At 64.9% G+C, this 15495-nt stretch carries 19 protein-coding genes; 10 read left to right on the top strand and 9 right to left on the bottom strand.

The genetic code is table 11. From position 1 onward, the window contains the following. Positions 1-364: 364 nt before the first annotated feature. The 4 genes from EOA23_RS21630 to EOA23_RS21645 all read left to right on the top strand — a co-directional run bounded on the left by EOA23_RS21630 (position 365) and on the right by EOA23_RS21645 (position 4141). Complete coding sequence (locus tag EOA23_RS21630; RefSeq protein ID WP_127305635.1) at positions 365-1321, top strand: sulfonate ABC transporter substrate-binding protein; 957 nt, start codon at positions 365-367, stop codon at positions 1319-1321. Positions 1322-1395: 74 nt separating this feature from the next. Next, on the top strand, positions 1396-2553 hold the full coding sequence (gene ssuD, locus EOA23_RS21635; RefSeq protein ID WP_126063541.1) for an FMNH2-dependent alkanesulfonate monooxygenase: 1158 nt from the start codon (positions 1396-1398) through the stop codon (positions 2551-2553). Next, positions 2550-3329 (top strand): ABC transporter permease subunit, encoded by a 780-nt coding sequence (locus tag EOA23_RS21640; protein ID WP_126063542.1) that lies wholly within the window; start codon positions 2550-2552, stop codon positions 3327-3329. The genes ssuD and EOA23_RS21640 overlap by 4 nt, the downstream gene beginning before the upstream one ends. A gap of 8 nt (positions 3330-3337) precedes the next feature. Then, positions 3338-4141 carry an ATP-binding cassette domain-containing protein gene (locus EOA23_RS21645; protein ID WP_127305636.1) on the top strand — a complete coding sequence of 268 codons (804 nt, stop codon included), beginning with the start codon at positions 3338-3340 and terminating at the stop codon, positions 4139-4141. A gap of 36 nt (positions 4142-4177) precedes the next feature. Here EOA23_RS21645 and EOA23_RS21650 read toward each other — a convergent pair whose 3' ends face one another. Beyond that, positions 4178-4363 carry a hypothetical protein gene (locus tag EOA23_RS21650; protein WP_126063544.1) on the bottom strand — a complete coding sequence of 62 codons (186 nt, stop codon included), beginning with the start codon at positions 4361-4363 and terminating at the stop codon, positions 4178-4180. A 308-nt stretch (positions 4364-4671) separates the two neighbouring features. Between EOA23_RS21650 and EOA23_RS21655 the strand changes: the two genes are divergently transcribed. The 4 genes from EOA23_RS21655 (at position 4672) to EOA23_RS21670 (ending at position 7854) form a co-directional block, all read left to right on the top strand. Further along, positions 4672-5034, top strand: a complete 363-nt coding sequence (locus EOA23_RS21655; RefSeq protein WP_126063545.1) for a septal ring lytic transglycosylase RlpA family protein — start codon at positions 4672-4674, stop codon at positions 5032-5034. A gap of 282 nt (positions 5035-5316) precedes the next feature. Beyond that, on the top strand, positions 5317-6594 hold the full coding sequence (locus EOA23_RS21660) for a polyhydroxyalkanoate depolymerase (protein ID WP_127305637.1): 1278 nt from the start codon (positions 5317-5319) through the stop codon (positions 6592-6594). Positions 6595-6795: 201 nt separating this feature from the next. Further along, positions 6796-7413: a transglutaminase-like cysteine peptidase gene (locus EOA23_RS21665; RefSeq protein WP_126063546.1), complete on the top strand. Its 618-nt coding sequence runs from the start codon at positions 6796-6798 to the stop codon at positions 7411-7413. Positions 7414-7599: 186 nt separating this feature from the next. Further along, positions 7600-7854, top strand: a complete 255-nt coding sequence (locus tag EOA23_RS21670; protein WP_127305638.1) for a hypothetical protein — start codon at positions 7600-7602, stop codon at positions 7852-7854. A gap of 72 nt (positions 7855-7926) precedes the next feature. Here the strand turns inward: EOA23_RS21670 and EOA23_RS21675 are convergent, their stop codons facing one another. The 4 genes from EOA23_RS21675 to EOA23_RS21690 are packed head-to-tail and all read right to left on the bottom strand — an operon-like array spanning position 7927 to position 10704. After that, complete coding sequence (locus tag EOA23_RS21675) at positions 7927-8295, bottom strand: helix-turn-helix transcriptional regulator (RefSeq protein WP_127305639.1); 369 nt, start codon at positions 8293-8295, stop codon at positions 7927-7929. A 54-nt stretch (positions 8296-8349) separates the two neighbouring features. Then, positions 8350-8874, bottom strand: coding sequence for a Smr/MutS family protein (locus tag EOA23_RS21680; RefSeq protein ID WP_126063549.1), 525 nt, complete (start codon positions 8872-8874; stop codon positions 8350-8352). Further along, on the bottom strand, positions 8871-9974 hold the full coding sequence (locus tag EOA23_RS21685; RefSeq protein WP_127305640.1) for a murein transglycosylase A: 1104 nt from the start codon (positions 9972-9974) through the stop codon (positions 8871-8873). Before EOA23_RS21685 ends, EOA23_RS21680 begins: the two co-directional genes overlap by 4 nt. 22 nt (positions 9975-9996) lie before the next feature. Beyond that, positions 9997-10704 carry a Tim44/TimA family putative adaptor protein gene (locus tag EOA23_RS21690; RefSeq protein WP_127305641.1) on the bottom strand — a complete coding sequence of 236 codons (708 nt, stop codon included), beginning with the start codon at positions 10702-10704 and terminating at the stop codon, positions 9997-9999. A 202-nt stretch (positions 10705-10906) separates the two neighbouring features. On the opposite strand from EOA23_RS21690, the gene EOA23_RS21695 reads away from it, so the two are divergent. Then, positions 10907-11401, top strand: coding sequence for an FxsA family protein (locus tag EOA23_RS21695; RefSeq protein WP_127305642.1), 495 nt, complete (start codon positions 10907-10909; stop codon positions 11399-11401). Between the two features lie 417 nt (positions 11402-11818). Next, positions 11819-12319, top strand: a complete 501-nt coding sequence (gene secB, locus EOA23_RS21700; protein WP_042645309.1) for a protein-export chaperone SecB — start codon at positions 11819-11821, stop codon at positions 12317-12319. 294 nt (positions 12320-12613) lie between these two features. Here the strand turns inward: secB and dnaQ are convergent, their stop codons facing one another. The 4 genes from dnaQ to EOA23_RS21720 all read right to left on the bottom strand — a co-directional run bounded on the left by dnaQ (position 12614) and on the right by EOA23_RS21720 (position 15419). Continuing rightward, a complete protein-coding gene (dnaQ, locus tag EOA23_RS21705) occupies positions 12614-13318 on the bottom strand; it encodes a DNA polymerase III subunit epsilon (RefSeq protein WP_127305643.1) in 705 nt (234 codons plus the stop codon). Positions 13319-13394: 76 nt separating this feature from the next. Next, on the bottom strand, positions 13395-14000 hold the full coding sequence (gene coaE / locus EOA23_RS21710; protein WP_127305644.1) for a dephospho-CoA kinase: 606 nt from the start codon (positions 13998-14000) through the stop codon (positions 13395-13397). Next, the gene (locus EOA23_RS21715) at positions 14000-14827 is read right to left on the bottom strand and encodes a shikimate dehydrogenase (RefSeq protein ID WP_127305645.1); all 828 of its coding nucleotides are present in this window, start codon (positions 14825-14827) and stop codon (positions 14000-14002) included. Before EOA23_RS21715 ends, coaE begins: the two co-directional genes overlap by 1 nt. Further along, positions 14820-15419, bottom strand: coding sequence for a Maf-like protein (locus tag EOA23_RS21720; protein WP_127305646.1), 600 nt, complete (start codon positions 15417-15419; stop codon positions 14820-14822). The genes EOA23_RS21715 and EOA23_RS21720 overlap by 8 nt, the downstream gene beginning before the upstream one ends. Positions 15420-15495: the final 76 nt, after the last annotated feature.

Here is a 15495-nt window from a genome sequence, read left to right on the forward strand (position 1 = left end):
TAACCCTTGTTGGTCAGCGGTCATCGAAATCGACCGCACTAAAGGCCGAATACATGACCGCTCCAGACTTACGCCGTCGTCGTCATTTTGCCTCTTGCCCAAGAGGGGCCGTCCATACATGACGATCACGAAGGGCGTTCCGGCCAATCTCCAACGCATGCCGCCCGCCAACGCAACAGGGCCGACCGATCAAAATCCCTGTGCGGTCTCAACTAGGATGACGACACCCAGGGTTACGCGCAGAAAATAATTCCATGAAATCCGCCGAACTCGCAAGATCGTTCCTCTACTAACTTTATAGATTTACCTAGCCTGCCTTCATTCCAAACGGCCCGGCAGTTCGGGACCATTGAAGGAGAGGGTCATGTTCAATCTGACGAGACGCGTTTTTGGCCTCGGCCTGCTGGTGGCGGCAACGGCTGCCATATCCTTCGGCGCCGCTGCGGATGATCTCAAGGCGTTCAACATCGGCTACCAGAAAACCGGCCTGCCGGTGATCGCCAGGCAGCAGCAGATCATCGAAAAGGCGCTGGCCGACAAGGGCGTGACGGTGAAGTGGGTCGAGTTCACCGCCGGCCCGCCGCTGGTGGAAGCGTTGAATGTCGGCGCCATCGATGTCGGCTGGACCGGCGACGCGCCGCCGATCTTCGGCCAGTCGGCCGGCGCCAACATCGTCTATGCGGCGGCGCTGCCCTCCAATGGCGAGGGCGAGGCGATCTTCGTCAAGCCGGCCTCGCCGATCCAGTCGTTGGCCGACCTCAAGGGCATGCGCATCGGCGTCGGCAAGGGCACCAGCGCGCACAATCTGGTCGTTGCCGCCCTGGAGAAAGCCGGCATCCCCTTCGACCAGGTCACGCCGGTCTATCTCAGCCCCGCCGATGCGGCGGCCGCCTTCGCCAGCGACCAGATCGACGCTTGGGCGGTGTGGGACCCGTTCTTCGCCATCGCTGAGACGCGCTACCAGCCGCGGGTGCTTGCCCGCTCCATCGACGTGCTCAAGGTCAACACCTATTTCCTCGCCAACAAGGATTTCGCCAAGGCGCATCCGGATTTCGTCTCGACGACGATCGCCGCGCTCGGCGACGCGGCGAAATGGGCGGACCAGAATCGCGACAAGGTGGCCGAGGCGCTGCATGAGGTGACCGGCGTGCCGCTCGACGCGCAGACGATCGCCGCCAACCGCACCAAGTTTGGCATTTATCCGATCACCGCCGAGATCGTCGCCGGCCAGCAGGCGACCGCCGACCGCTTCTTCAAGCTCGGGCTGATTCCGAAAGCGGTGCGGATATCCGACGCCGTCTGGACCGCGCCGGGCAACTGATTTTCGTCCACGGCGCCGGGCGGCGAACGCCCGGCGCCGTCGTATTTTCTCCTGTCTTCTCTCTGGGTTCAGCCATGACTGCTTCAGCCAGCCCGCTCGATTTCTTCTGGTTCATCCCGACGCATGGCGACGGAACCTATCTCGGCACCGAGAAGCAGCAGCGGCCGCCCGAATTCGGCTACTTCAAGGAGATCGCGCAGGCGGTCGACCGGCTGGGCTTCCCGGGCGTGCTCTTGCCCACCGGGCAGAACTGCGAGGATTCCTGGATCACCGCCACCGGGCTCGCGACGCTGACGGAGAGGCTGAGATTCCTCGTCGCGCTCAGACCCGGCGTGACGCTGCCGACCTTCGCCGCGCGCCAGACCGCGGCGCTCGACCGGCTGAGCAACGGCCGCCTGCTGCTCAATGTCGTGGTCGGCGGCAATCCGACCGAGCTTGCCGGCGACGGCGTGTTCCTGCCGCATGACGAGCGCTATGCGCAGGCGCAGGAATTTCTCACCATCTGGCGCGGGCTGGTGTCCGGCGAACGGGTGAATTTCGAAGGCAAACACTACCGCGTCGAGAACGGCCGCCTCGATTTGTTGCCGCTGCAGGAGCGGCCGCCGCTCTATTTCGGCGGCTCCTCCGACGCCGGCCAGGAGCTCGCGGCCGGCCTCGTCGACATGTATCTCACCTGGGGCGAGCCGCCGGCGCAGGTTGCCGCAAAGGTCGCTTCGGCGCGTGAAAAAGCGGCGCGGCGCGGCCGCAAGCTGCGTTTCGGCATCAGGCTGCATTTCATCGTGCGCGAGACCGAGGACGAGGCCTGGCGCGCCGCCGAGCGGCTGATCAGCCATGTCACCGACGCGCAGATCGAGAATGCGCAAGCGCGTTTCCTCAAGGAGATGGATTCGGTCGGGCAGCGGCGCATGGCCGAACTGCATGGCGGCCGGCGCGACCGGCTTGTCGTGTCGCCGAACCTTTGGGCCGGCGTCGGCCTGGTGCGCGGCGGCGCCGGCACGGCTTTGGTCGGCACGCCGGAGCAGATCGTCGAGCGCATCGGCGAATACCAGGCGATCGGCATCGACACCATCATCGGCTCCGGCTACCCGCATCTCGAGGAGGCCTATCGCGTCGCCGAGCTGTTGTTCCCGCGGCTCGGCCTGGGCACGCAGCGGCAACGGGCGCACAAGGATATCGCCAACGAATTCTCGGTCGGCTTCCACGGCGCCAGCCGCCTGCAGGCGGCGTCATGAGCCTGGCGACGCGCCTTGCCAGCAACGGGGTGGCCGGCTGGCTCCTGCCGGCGGCAATCATCGCCGGCTGGGAAGCCGCGGCACGCGCGGGCTTGATCCCCGCCAATGTGCTGCCGGCGCCGAGCGCGGTGGCCGAGGCCTTCTGGCGGCTGACCTTGTCCGGCGAGCTGGTCCGCAACATCGGCGTCTCGACCTTGCGCGCGCTGTCGGGCTTCGTCATCGGCGGCTCGATCGGCTTCGCGCTCGGCCTCGCCAACGGATTGTCGGCGCTCAGCCGCGGGCTCACCGACACGACGCTGCAGATGATCCGCAACATCCCGCATCTGGCACTGATCCCGCTGGTTATCCTCTGGTTCGGCATCGACGAGGAGGCAAAACTCTTCCTGGTGGCGCTGGGCGTCTTCTTCCCGATCTATGTCAACACGCTGCTCGGCATCCAGAGCGTCGATCCGCAGCTGGTCGAGATGGGCCGCGTCTACGGGCTCGACCGGCGCGCCTTGTTCTTCCGGGTGATCCTGCCCGGCGCGCTGCCGTCGATCTTCGTCGGCCTGCGCTACGCATTGGGCATCATGTGGCTGACGCTGATCGTCGCCGAGACGATCTCGGCAAGCTCCGGCCTCGGCTACATGGCCATGCAGGCGCGCGAGTTCCTGCTGATCGATGTCGTGGTGCTCTCGATCCTGATCTATGCGCTGCTCGGCAAGCTCGCCGACAGCCTTGCCCGCCTGCTCGAGCGCCTGTCGCTCGGCTGGCATCCGGCCTTCCAGAAAGGGTGAGAACAAAGATGCCTGCCGCCACCCTCACCGCCGCACGCTCCCTCGTCGCCACGCCGGCGCAAGCCCGGACGATCGGCTCGGTCGAAGGCCGCCGGGCCTTCGCCTTCAAGGAGGTGGGAAAGCGCTTCGGCGACAAGATCGTGCTCGACGGCATCAGCCTCGACGTGCGGGCCGGGCAGTTCCTGGCCGTCATCGGCAAGAGCGGCTGCGGCAAGAGCACGCTGCTTCGGCTGCTCGCCGGGCTCGACCGCCCGACCAGCGGCTCGCTGACCTTCGGCGCCGCCGAGGCGGGTCACAGCCGCACGCGCTTCATGTTCCAGGAGCCGCGGCTGCTGCCCTGGGCGAGCGTGGTGAAGAATGTCGAGATCGGGCTGACCGGCATCGCCGGCGGTGCCGAGGCCAGGCAGCGGGCGCTTGCCATGCTGGACGAGGTCGGGCTCGCCGATCGCGCCGACGAGTGGCCCTCCGTGCTGTCGGGCGGTCAGAAGCAGCGCGTCGCGCTTGCCCGCGCCCTGGTCGGCCAGCCGCAGATCCTGGCGCTGGACGAGCCGCTCGGCGCGCTGGACGCGCTGACCCGTATCGAGATGCAGCAGCTTCTGGAACGGATATGGCTCGACCAGAAGTTCACCGCCATACTGGTGACGCACGACGTCGGCGAAGCCGTCGCGCTCGCCGACCGCGTCGTGGTGATCGGCGCCGGCAGGATCGCCCTCGACCTCGACGTGCCCGTGGCCCGGCCGCGCCGGCACGGTTCGGCAGAGCTAGCCCATATCGAGGGCACCATCCTGGATCACCTGTTCAACCGGGCTTGAGCGCGGCGCCGGCCGCGATCCCAAATCACGAGATCATTAGACGCGCGACTGGCTCGCCCAGCGCAGTCCGACGATGCCGACCAGCACGGTGACGAGGCCGATATAGAGCCATCGCGTCTGGCCGGTCATGAAGCTGCCGCCGACCAGGCCGAGCCCCTGCAGCGACCATAGCGCGCCCAGGCAAAGCACAATCAGCGCCAGCACAAACCTGAACAATCGCATCGGCTTGATCCTCTCCGGAAGTCGATTTCGAGCGGTGACAGGGACGCAACAAAAGACACTGAGGAGTCGGAGTAGTCCGGCCCCTCTGTACTTCCAATTTAAGAACCGATCTTGTCCGGAACGTCCCGGAGAGTGGTCCGATATTCATCAAGAATACGCCTCTCCACCTCCAAAAATATCATGACAAACTGTTTCGTGGCGACTCCAAACGTGTGCCCTCGCCATGGAACCGCCAGAAGGCTGCCGCATTTCCCGCCTCATTCGGCACTTAGGCGGGGCTATTCGATCAACGGAGCCACCCCCAAAGCATGAAGAGAACCAACCAGACCGCGCTTGTCGCGGTAACGATCGCGGCTGGCCTGATGGCTGGCGCCTCGTCCGCCTCCTCCGCCGCCGCGCAATGCGGCCGCGCTTCCTGGTATGCGCTGCATTCCAGAACCGCCTCAGGGGAACGCATGAACCCCTCGGCACTGACCGCCGCCCACCGCACTCTGCCTTTCGGCACCAAGCTCAGGGTCACCAACAAGAACAACGGCCGCAGCGTCGTCGTGCGCATCAACGATCGCGGTCCGTTCGTCAAGGGCCGCATGCTCGACCTGTCCCGCGGCGCCGCCCGCCAGCTGGGCTTCATCGGTTCGGGCCACACCGCCGTCTGCATGGCGCGCGCCTAGAGAGCTCCACCGTTTTCGCCGGACCATGATCCAACGCAGCCCCACGGTTCTGGATCATGGCCGGGGTCCGGCAAAGAGGGGCCGGACACATATCCTTCACATTTCGGCACCGCACAGTGAGCCGGCTCGCCCGCTCAAGCCTGATTTCCAACAGGTTGAACCAAAGAAGCATTCGTCAGACAAAATGACGTATTGCATCGCAACAATATCTTGTTAACCTCGCCGGGCAAGGCTCGGCGCTGTTCGTCGTCCTTTGGTCGACGGACGGCAACGGGGTTCTCAATGTTCTACCAGCTCTACGAAATGAACCATGCGGCGCTGCAGCCCGCGCGCCTCTATGCCGACGCGGTGCGGCTCTTCTACTCCAACCCGCTCAACCCGATCTCCCACACCCCCTTCGGCCGCTCGGTCGCGGCGACCGCCGAGCTGTTCGAGCGCACCACACGCCGCTACGGCAAGCCGCAATTCGGGCTGGACAAGACCGTGGTCGACTGGAAGAGCGTCGACGTCACTGAAAAGACGGTCTGGTCGAAGCCGTTCTGCAACCTGGTGCGCTTCGAGCGCGCGCTGCCCGCAGGGCGCAAGCCTGACCCGAAGCTTTTGATCGTGGCGCCGATGTCGGGCCACTACGCGACACTGCTGCGCGGCACGGTCGAGGCGATGCTTCCGCACGCGGACGTGCACATCACCGACTGGGTCGACGCCCGCATGGTGCCGGTGGCGCAAGGCAGCTTCGATCTCGACGACTATATCGACTACGTCATCGAGATGTTCCATGCGCTCGGCCCCGACACCCATGTGATGGCCGTCTGCCAGCCTTCCGTGCCGGTGCTGGCGGCGGTGGCGCTGATGGACAGGCGCGGCGATCCCTTCGTGCCGTCGACCATGACGCTGATGGGCGGGCCGGTCGACACGCGCCGCAACCCCACCGCGGTCAATCTCCTGGCCAAGGAAAAGGGCATCGACTGGTTCCGCGACAATGTCATCATGCAGGCGCCCTGGCCGGTGCCGGGCTTCGGCCGCGTGGTCTATCCGGGCTTCCTGCAGCTCTCCGGCTTCATGAGCATGAATCTCGACCGCCACATCATCGCCCACAAGGACTTCTTCATGCACCTTGTGAAGCATGACGGCGACAGCGCCGAAAAGCACCGCGACTTCTATGACGAATATCTGGCGGTGATGGACCTGACGGCGGAATTCTACCTGCAGACGGTCGACACCGTGTTCGTGCGCCACGCCTTGCCGAAGGGCGAGATGACGCATCGCGGCGAGACGGTCGACTGCGCAGCGATCCGCAACGTCGCGCTGCTCACCATCGAAGGCGAGAACGACGACATTTCCGGGCTCGGCCAGACCCAGGCCGCGCATGATCTGTGCGTCAACATTCCCGCCGACAAGCATGTCCATTACGTGCAACCGGCCGTCGGCCATTACGGCGTCTTCAACGGCTCGCGCTTCCGCTCCGAGATCGTGCCGCGCATCGCCGACTTCATTTCCAGCTATGGCCGCCAGCAGCGTGTGGCGACGAGGCCCAAACTGGTCCGTTCCGCGAAAGGCTGAACGCCGCGGACCGCGCCAGAGCGAACTTCCGTTCCGCCGCCGGAGGGCGGCCGCTGGTGTTGCGCCAGCGCCTCTGTTGCGAAAGTGCCGCTACGGGATCGTCCAGGTAACCATGCCGTCAAACTGGCCGCGGTCTCTAATTGACACGGACTGTAAATCGCCTTTAACGTTTCGTTAATAAAGAACAGGGCGGCGGGGGCAATGACTTCCTCAGCGATGACGCGGATTCTGCGTTTGTGTTCAGTCGCAGGGCTGGCGATTTCAGCCCACTGGGCGGTGCCCGCCTGGGCGGCGGGCGCAATGACCACGGGCGGCCTGACCTCGCAGCCGATCGGGCACTATGATTTCTGCAAAGCGCGTCCGAACGAATGCAACATCCATCCGGCCGATCTCGAGCCGGCCAGGATGACGGACGGCCTGTGGCGCAAGCTGGTCAGCGTCAGCGCCAAGGTCAACGCCGCCGTCAAGCCGTTGAGCGATCTCGACCACTACGGAAAGGATGAAGTCTGGGCCTATCCGGATGACGGCTATGGCGACTGCGAGGACTATGTGCTGGAAAAGCGCCGCCAGCTTTATCGCATGGGCATGTCGCTCGCCGATCTCCTGATCACCGTTGTTCGCAAGCCGGACGGCGAAGGCCATTCGGTGCTGACGGTGCGCACCGACAAGGGCGACTACGTGCTCGACAATCTCACCGACAAGGTGAAAGCCTGGGACGCGACCGGCTACCGCTTCCTCAAGCGCCAGGCGATCGACAACACCGGACGCTGGGTCTCGATCCGCGACGGCCAGGCGGTGCTGGTCGGCTCGGTGCAGTAGGAAGCGACCCTGCTTTTCTTTGTGAGGCGCCTCACCCTCCGGGTCTGCGCGTCCGCTTCGCTCCCGCTCCGCCCGTGGATGACGAAGGCGGTGGCCCTCCGAGAATTTCGCACAACTCCATGAACCATTCCCGTTCGGCCGGCGACACACAGCCGTGAATGGCAAATCCAACCATGGAGACCTCAAATGACTGCTTTCCTGCGCAACACCCTTCTTGCCGCCGTCGCGATTTCGGCCCTGACCGGATCGGCCCTGGCGGACCAGACCTACAAAAGCTGCGCCGCGACCAACCTCAATGACCTGTGGAGCGGCCGCTGCTGCACCGTCGGCTCCGAGAACTGCCTTGGCGGCGGCAATGGTCGTGACCATCAGGGCCATGAAGGCAAGGGCGGGCGGGGCAGCACCAATGGTGGCAGCACCAACGGCGCCGGCAAGTTCTGATCTCAAGAGTTCAGATGGAGTCGAACCACGCGCCAGCGGACAATCGCGATCTGCTGGCGCCTGACGGCTGGACTACAAAGGCCGACCGAGCGCCTCACGGATCGACGTGCTGAGGCGGCGCAGTTGCTCCTCATCCAGCCTCTCGATGCTCTCGGCCAAGAGATTGGCCAGCTCCGTCGCCGCCGGCGACAGGCCGGACGTGTCGATCCTGACCCTCGGGTGCGAGCTTTCGGCGAGGCGGGCGAGGTCCTCGGCATCGTCCCAGATGATGTTGAAATAGCCGATGATCTTCTGGATCAGCGTCCAGGTCGGCGCGCCGCGACGGCCGTGCTCGAGCGCCGACAGATAGGCGGCGCTGACGCCGATGGCCTCGGCCATCGCCTTCTGGCTGACGCCGCGCTCGGCGCGCAGCGCCCTGAGCTTCTCGCCGAACGGGGTCATGTCGGCCTGCTCATGGCCGGGCCCCTCATTGCCGAGCCGCTCATTGCGAGCTCCTCATGGGCGCGTCCGCCGCAGCCGCACATAGAGCGCGCCGGAGCCGCCATGGTTGCGAGCTGCGTGATCGTGGCTGGAGACGAGATGGCGGAAGGCCGGCGTCGACAGCCAGGCCGGCACGGCGCGGCGCAGGATGCCGTCGCCGCCCGAGGACGATCCCTTGCCGGTGATGATCAGAACGTAGCGGATGCCGCCGGCATGCGCCCGATGCAGGAAGGAGAGCAGCAGCGAATAGGCCTCGTCCTGCGTCATGCCGTGCAGGTCGACGCGGCCTTCGATCGGCAGCCGGCCTTTCTTCAGCTTGTGCAGCGTCTGGTCATCGAGCGAATGCGAGACATGCGGCGTCTTCGGTTTTGCCGCGACGGCCGGGACACCGTTGACGGGAGCGGCGGCCGCCGTCGGCTTGGGCTCGATGATTTCGGGAATCTCGACTGCGGTCTTGCCTTTCAACGGCCGGGCCGAACGCGCCACCAGGTTCCACAGGATGCGGTCGTCGTCACTGAGATGGTCGTCGCGGCGGCTCACCGGGTCGCTCCATTCAGAAGCCCACGCGGAACCAACGCATAGAAATCGGCCGCATTGCGGACCACGCCGGCGATCTCGCCGGCGGCGTCCCCGGAGCCGGCGAAGAGGTCGCCTCGCGCGGGCCCGGTGATGGCCGATCCGGTGTCCTGCGCGATCATCAGCCGCCGGAACGGTTTTTGGTCGAAGGCGGTAAGCGTCGGCGCGTCGATGTAGAAGGGCGTGCCGAATGTGTGCAGCAGGCGGTCGACCGCGACCGAGCGCCCCGGCGTCAGCGGCACCTTGGCGGCGGCGATCGGCCCAAGCGCCGCATCATCGACCGCGGCCTCGCGGAAGAAGATGTAGGAGCGGTTCTGCCAGAGGATCTCGTCGACGCGGCTAGGATGCGCCTTGAACCAGGCGCGGATCGACTGCATCGTCACCTTCTCCAGCGGGATCTCGCCGAGATCGCTTAGAATCTTGCCGGGGCCGGTGAAGCGCTGGCCCGACTTCGCGGCATAGGTGACGCGGATGAGCCTGCCGTCGGTCATCTTCAGCCTAGCCGCGCCCTGCACATGGATGAAGAAGGCATCGACCTTTTCGGCGAGCCAGGCGATTTCGAGATTTTGGCCTAAGAGCGCGCCGCGCTCGATTTCGCTACGGTCGAAATATTCAACGGGGCCGTTGTCCGTCCGACGGGCGAAGGCCAGATAGGCATCCAGGCCGGCCGGCCGGTTGCCGTCGTCGATGTCGATCAGGTCGGCGGGGCGGGACAGAAGCGGCACGGCGAACCGCTCGGTCCTGACCGACGAGGCCTCGACCTCCGGCTCGTAGAAGCCGGTCACGAGACCTGCTCCATTGTCGGCCTTCACCAGCATCGGAACGAAATGCTGTTCGAAGAAGGATCGCGCTTGCGACCGATTCGGCGCCGAAACGGCGCGCGCCTCGGCATAGGCATCGGCGAAGGCGTTGAAATCGACGCCGAGCGATCCGGTGCGGTAAGGTTTTATCGGCGCATGGAAGGCCGAGCGGCGAAAGGCCGCGAAGGCCGCAGCATGGTCGTCCTCGCCCCAGCCGGGCAGGTCATCAAAAGATTTTTCGCTGAATATGAGAGAGAGCGGCACGACCGAGCCCCGCCGCTTGATCTCAATCTTCTTCTTCGGTGGCGACGAGCTTCCAGTTCGGGTCGCGCGAGCGTGTGTCGCGGGCGAAGGTCCAGACATCCTTGACCTCGGCCACCGTTTCCGGATCGCCGTCGATGACGGCGCCGGCCTTGTCGCGGGTCGCCGAGATCAGCTCAGAGACGACCCGCAGCGTGATATGCGCTTCCGAGCCCTTCATCTCCGCGGAGACGATGTCGGCCTTGTCGATGCCGACGAAGGAGGACTGGATTTTCTCCGACTTCGCCTCGCGCTCGCCGATGGCGGCGACGAAGCCGTCATAGACTTCGCGCGAAAGAAGATTCTTCAGCGTCTTACGGTCGCCGTCGGCATAGGCCATGACGATCATCTCATAGGCCATCTTGGCGCCGTCGACGAAGGTTTTCGGTTCGAAGGACGGATCGTTGTCCTTGATCGTGCGCAGGCCTTTGTTGAGATCGGTGTCCGGCTTGGCGAAGGCGTCGATCGCGGCATAGGTCTCGGCGGAGGACTCGCCCGGCGCGCGCTTGCGCGGCAGCGACACGACATTTTCAGGCTTCTGCGCCGCATCGGCCTCGCGCGTGCGGCTCGCCGAATAGGGATCGAAGGGCGGGCGCTCGTTGCCGGTGCGACGTCCGAGCACGTTGCGCAGCTGGAAAAAGATCACAACCGCCGCAATCAGGAAGAAAATCGTGCCGAAGTCGAAGAAACCCATATTTTCCGCCAACTCGAACCCTGTTCTTGCCGGACCGGCTTAACCCCTCGGGGATCGCGGTCGCATGGCGTTCAACATCCAAAGCATATAGAACGGCAGGCGCAATCATTCAAATCAAAGGCAGCCATACCTATCTAAGGGCGCCAAGGCCAGCGGCGATTGTCCGCGAGCGCCCAAAAGAAGAAAGTGATCGGTCGAGACTTTGCGCATTTCCTTCATCCCGCTGCTCCTGCTCCTGCTGCCGCTGCTGGAGATTGCCGGCTTCGTGGTCGTCGGCCGCGAGATCGGCGCCTTGGCGACGGTCGGGCTGGTCATCCTGTCCAGCGTCGCCGGCAGCCTGCTGCTCAGGCATCAGGGTTTCGGCGTCATGACGCGGGTGCGGGCCGAGATGGATGCCGGGCATGATCCCAGCCGGCAGCTCGCGCATGGCGCGATGATCGTGCTGGCGGCGATCCTTTTGATCATCCCCGGCTTCATCACCGATATCTTCGCCATTCTCCTGCTGCTGCCGCCGGTGCGCGACCTCGCCTGGCGCCTGCTCAAGAGCCGCATCGTCATGGCGACCAACTTCTCGAGCGGCTTTTCGGCGCGCCGGCGCGAGACCGTCATCGACCTCGACGACAGCGACTATTCGCGCGACGATTATCCGAACCGTCCGGATCACAATTCGCCCTGGCGGCGGCTGAAAAATGATTAGTCCCGGACGGGATCCTGACCGGTCGTTTGCCTTCGCAGGTGGCATGCCTTGGAGATTGACCGAAACGCTCATCGCGATCGTCATCCACGGGCGTAGCGAGGAGCGAAGCGACGCAGCGCAGACCCGAAGATCCATTCCGTGACGTCCGAACGCTGCCGCAGTGCAGAATTCTGCTCCGCTGCGCTTTTCGACCAAGGTCACGGAATGGATTCCAGGGTCTCCGCGACGCCGCTTCGCGGCTGCTCCGCCCTGGAATGACGAGGTTAGGAGGCTTCGGCCAATCCCCAGCGTTTGCGCTGTCCTGTTCCTTCCGCCGATAGAGGCGGCAAAACTTGTTTTGTCCGGCGGGCCATGGTAGCGAACCCGCGATTTCAATCCGGTCAGCAATGCTGCCCAGGCAGAAGGACTTAAAGGCTCATGGCCAGCAACGATGACGCGGCGACCGGCGCCGCCAACGGCAACGGCACCCAGAACCAGCCCTCGCTCAATGTGCTTGCCCAGTATGTGAAGGATCTTTCCTTCGAAAGCCCCGGCGCGCCGAACTCGCTGCGCGGCCGCGACAAGGCTCCCGGCATCGCCATCAACGTCAACGTCAATGCCAATCCGCTTTCGGACAAGCAGTTCGACGTCAACCTGACCTTGAACGCCAAGGCCTCCTTCGACCAGGAAGTGCTGTTCAATGTCGAGCTGGTCTATGGCGGCGTCTTCGCCATCTCGGGCTTCCCGCAGGAGCACATGCTGCCGATCCTGTTCATCGAATGCCCGCGGCTCCTGTTCCCCTTCGCCCGCCAGATTATCTCCGACGCCACCCGCAATGGCGGCTTCCCGCCGCTGATGCTCGACCCGATCGATTTCGCGCAGATGTTCCAGCAGCGCATCGCCGAGGACCAGGCCGCGAGCAAGGTCCAGGTGAGCTGAGAAAGGCGCCTCATCGAGTCACGAAAAGCCCGGCTGGTGCCGGGCTTTTTTGTTGAGACGTCTGAGACTGGCAAAGGCCTTCGTGCGGTCGTCATCCTAGGGCGGAGCAAGGAGCGAAGCGACGCGCGCAGACCCTAGGATCCATGCCGTGACGCCAAAGCGTTGATGCGGTTACAGAATTCTGCACCGTTGCGCCCTACGGCGGCGGTCACGGCATGGATACTCGGGTCAAGCCCGAGTATGACGACGTCACGGAGGGATTCGGCTAATCTCCGACGTCGGTGCCAAAAGCTCTCAGCCCACCGCCACCTTAAGCCACAGCGCCTTTTCGCCGAGCGTCGAAACCAGCCCGGCATGCGCGGCGCGGTCCGCTTCGCTCAGACGCGGCGGCAGGGCGATGGGCCGGGCGCCGACAGAGATGTCGATATCGGCCACCTCGCCGGCGCCATTCATCTGCGCCGCCACCGTCTCCAGCACCAGCGCCGCCTGCTTGCCGCCGATGAGCTCGATGTAGACCTCGGCCAGCAGCTCGGAGTCGAGCAGCGCCCCGTGCTTTGTGCGGCGGGTGTTGTCGATGCCGTAGCGGCGGCAGAGCGCATCGAGCGAGTTCGGGCCCATCGGATGCTTGCGGCGCGCCAAAGCGAGGGTGTCGATGATGCGGCCGGGATCGATGGCCGGATGGTCGAGCCGGCTGTATTCGAGGTTGAGGAAGCCGAGGTCGAAGGTGGCGTTATGCGCGATCAGTTTGGCGCCGTCGGTGAAGGCCAGCCACTCATCGACGATTTCGGCGAAGGTCGGCTTGCCGACCAGGTCCGCGGCGCTGATGCCATGCACGGCTTGCGCCTCGGCGTGGATGGCGCGGCCCTGCGGATTAATGAATTTATGGAAGGTGCGGCCGGTCGGGAAACGGTTGACCAACTCGACACCGCCGAGCTCGATGATGCGGTCTTCGCGCAAATCGAGGCCGGTGGTTTCCGTATCGAAGATGATCTCACGCATTTCGAATCAATCCGCTCCAAGGAGCAGAATCACAAACCAGAACAAAATGGCAATGGGGACTGCTGACGGCTTGCCGTCAGGAGCCGGCTTTGCCCGACTTTTCCCCCGAGAGTTCGGCAATAATCGCGTCGACCGCCTTCCGCGCCGCCTCGAAGCCGTGTCCGGTGTCGATGATGAAATCGGCCTGGCGGCGCTTTTCGGCGTCGGGAACCTGCTTGGCGAGGATCGACAAGAACTTCTCCTCGCTCATGCCCGGCCTGGCGAGCACGCGCTCGCGCTGGATCTCGGGCGACGCGGTGACGACCACGACCTTGTCGACGCGGTTGCGGCCGCCGGTCTCGAACAGAAGCGGGATGTCGAGCACGGCGAGCGGCGCGCCGGCGGCCCGATGCCTCGCCAGAAACGCATCGGCATCGGCGCGCACCAGCGGATGAATGATTGACTCGAGCTTCTTCAGCGCGGCGGGATCGCCGAGCACTTGGCTCGCCAGCTTCACGCGATCGACCACGCCCGCCTCAGTCGTGCCCGGGAAGGCCGCCTCGACCAAAGGCGCCGCCTTGCCCGCATAGAGGCGATGCACCGTCTCGTCCGAATCATGCACTGGCACGCCGGCCTCGGCGAACATCTTCGCCGTCGCCGACTTGCCCATGCCGATCGATCCGGTGAGGCCGAGCACGATCATCAGTGGCCCTCGATGTCGGCGACGATCATGCGCCGCAATTCGGGCGAGACTTCGGGTTTGCGGCCGAACCAGCGTTCAAAGCCGGGCACCGCCTGATGCAGCAGCATGCCGAGCCCGTCGACCGTCTTCAGCCCTCGCGCCCTGGCGGCGGCAAGCAAAGGCGTTTCCAACGGCACATAGACGATGTCGGTGACGATGGCGTGGTCCGGCAAGCCGGCCGGATCGGCGGAGAGCGTCGCATCACCATGCATGCCAAGCGCTGTGGTGTTGATCAGCAGGCCGGCATCGGCAAGCAGCTCGCCGACTGCCCCATGCGCCGAGACGCCAGGGCCAAATTGGCGGCTGAGTTCCTCGGCTCTCGCCAGCGTCCGATTGACGATGCGGATGTCCTTGATGCCGCGCTCTTTCAGCGCGTGGATGACGGCGCGGGAGGCGCCGCCGGCGCCCAGCACCACGGCCGGTCCATTGGCCGCCCATCCCGGCGCATGGTCATCGAGGTTGGCGGCAAAACCGTAGCCGTCCGTATTGCCGCCCCAGAGAACGCCTTTCTCGAACCACAGCGTGTTGACGGCGCCGATTTCATCGGCCGCATGGTCGCGGCGGGCGACGCCGGCGAAGGCGGCTTCCTTGTGCGGAATGGTGACATTGCCGCCGCGGTAGCCCTCCTCGCCGAGAGATTTCAGAAATTCGGCGAAATCCGCCGGCGCGACGTCGATCGCCTGGTAGCTGCCGTCGATGCCGTATTGCTGGAGCCAATAGCCGTGGATCTTCGGCGAGCGCGAATGGGCGATCGGATGTCCGGTGACAAAGGCCTTTTTCTTAGCCATCGATGGCTCCCAGCGCGCGCAGCTCCTTCAGGACCGGCAGCAACGGCAGGCCGACGATGGTGAAATAGTCGCCCTCGATCTTCTCGAACAGCTGGATGCCTTCGCCCTCGACCTGATAGGCGCCGACGCTCGTCAGCGCCTTGGCGCCGACGCGCGCCAGATGCCTGCCGATGAAGGCGGGATCGAGCTTGCGCATGGTGAGGCTGGCGACGCCGACATGCCGCCACAGCACCTCGCCGTCGCGGCAAAGCACGGCCGCGCTGTTCAATTGATGCGTCTTGCCGGAGAGCGCGAGCAGGTGGCGACGCGCGCCTTCCATGTCGGCGGGCTTGTGAAAGATCTCGTCGCCCAGCGACAGCGTCTGGTCGCAGCCGAGCACCAGGGAGCCGGGCCTCCGCTCGCTGACCTCAGTCGCCTTGGCCTCTGCCAGGATAGAGGCGACATCCTCCGGCGAGACGCCGCTGTCTTTCAGCGGAGCCTCGAGGGCGCGCTCGTCGATATTTGCCGACACCGCCTCGATGTCGAGGCCGGCATTGACGAGCATGGTCTTTCGGAACGGGCTGCCGGAGGCGAGGATGATCTTTTCGGACATGCTGGTTCATCCAACGGTTGCGATCCGTCCAGCACCCCTCATCCGTCCGAGCTTCGCTCGGCCACCTTCTCCCACA

This window comes from Mesorhizobium sp. M2A.F.Ca.ET.042.01.1.1 (assembly GCF_003997405.1).
Taxonomy (GTDB): Bacteria; Pseudomonadota; Alphaproteobacteria; order Rhizobiales; family Rhizobiaceae; genus Mesorhizobium.

Bases quoted from the DNA above. Each gene is read 5' to 3' on its own strand.
- EOA23_RS21645 (WP_127305636.1), top strand. From the start codon at position 3,338: ATGCCTGCCGCCACCCTCACCGCCGCACGCTCCCTCGTCGCCACGCCG.
- EOA23_RS21720 (WP_127305646.1), bottom strand. From the start codon at position 15,419: ATGTCCGAAAAGATCATCCTCGCCTCCGGCAGCCCGTTCCGAAAGACC.
- EOA23_RS21670 (WP_127305638.1), top strand. From the start codon at position 7,600: ATGACTGCTTTCCTGCGCAACACCCTTCTTGCCGCCGTCGCGATTTCG.
- EOA23_RS21630 (WP_127305635.1), top strand. From the start codon at position 365: ATGTTCAATCTGACGAGACGCGTTTTTGGCCTCGGCCTGCTGGTGGCG.
- dnaQ (WP_127305643.1), bottom strand. From the start codon at position 13,318: ATGCGTGAGATCATCTTCGATACGGAAACCACCGGCCTCGATTTGCGC.
- EOA23_RS21640 (WP_126063542.1), top strand. From the start codon at position 2,550: ATGAGCCTGGCGACGCGCCTTGCCAGCAACGGGGTGGCCGGCTGGCTC.
- EOA23_RS21665 (WP_126063546.1), top strand. From the start codon at position 6,796: ATGACTTCCTCAGCGATGACGCGGATTCTGCGTTTGTGTTCAGTCGCA.
- EOA23_RS21655 (WP_126063545.1), top strand. From the start codon at position 4,672: ATGAAGAGAACCAACCAGACCGCGCTTGTCGCGGTAACGATCGCGGCT.
- EOA23_RS21675 (WP_127305639.1), bottom strand. From the start codon at position 8,295: ATGACCCCGTTCGGCGAGAAGCTCAGGGCGCTGCGCGCCGAGCGCGGC.
- secB (WP_042645309.1), top strand. From the start codon at position 11,819: ATGGCCAGCAACGATGACGCGGCGACCGGCGCCGCCAACGGCAACGGC.
- ssuD (WP_126063541.1), top strand. From the start codon at position 1,396: ATGACTGCTTCAGCCAGCCCGCTCGATTTCTTCTGGTTCATCCCGACG.
- coaE (WP_127305644.1), bottom strand. From the start codon at position 14,000: ATGATCGTGCTCGGCCTCACCGGATCGATCGGCATGGGCAAGTCGGCG.
- EOA23_RS21690 (WP_127305641.1), bottom strand. From the start codon at position 10,704: ATGGGTTTCTTCGACTTCGGCACGATTTTCTTCCTGATTGCGGCGGTT.
- EOA23_RS21650 (WP_126063544.1), bottom strand. From the start codon at position 4,363: ATGCGATTGTTCAGGTTTGTGCTGGCGCTGATTGTGCTTTGCCTGGGC.
- EOA23_RS21660 (WP_127305637.1), top strand. From the start codon at position 5,317: ATGTTCTACCAGCTCTACGAAATGAACCATGCGGCGCTGCAGCCCGCG.
- EOA23_RS21715 (WP_127305645.1), bottom strand. From the start codon at position 14,827: ATGGCTAAGAAAAAGGCCTTTGTCACCGGACATCCGATCGCCCATTCG.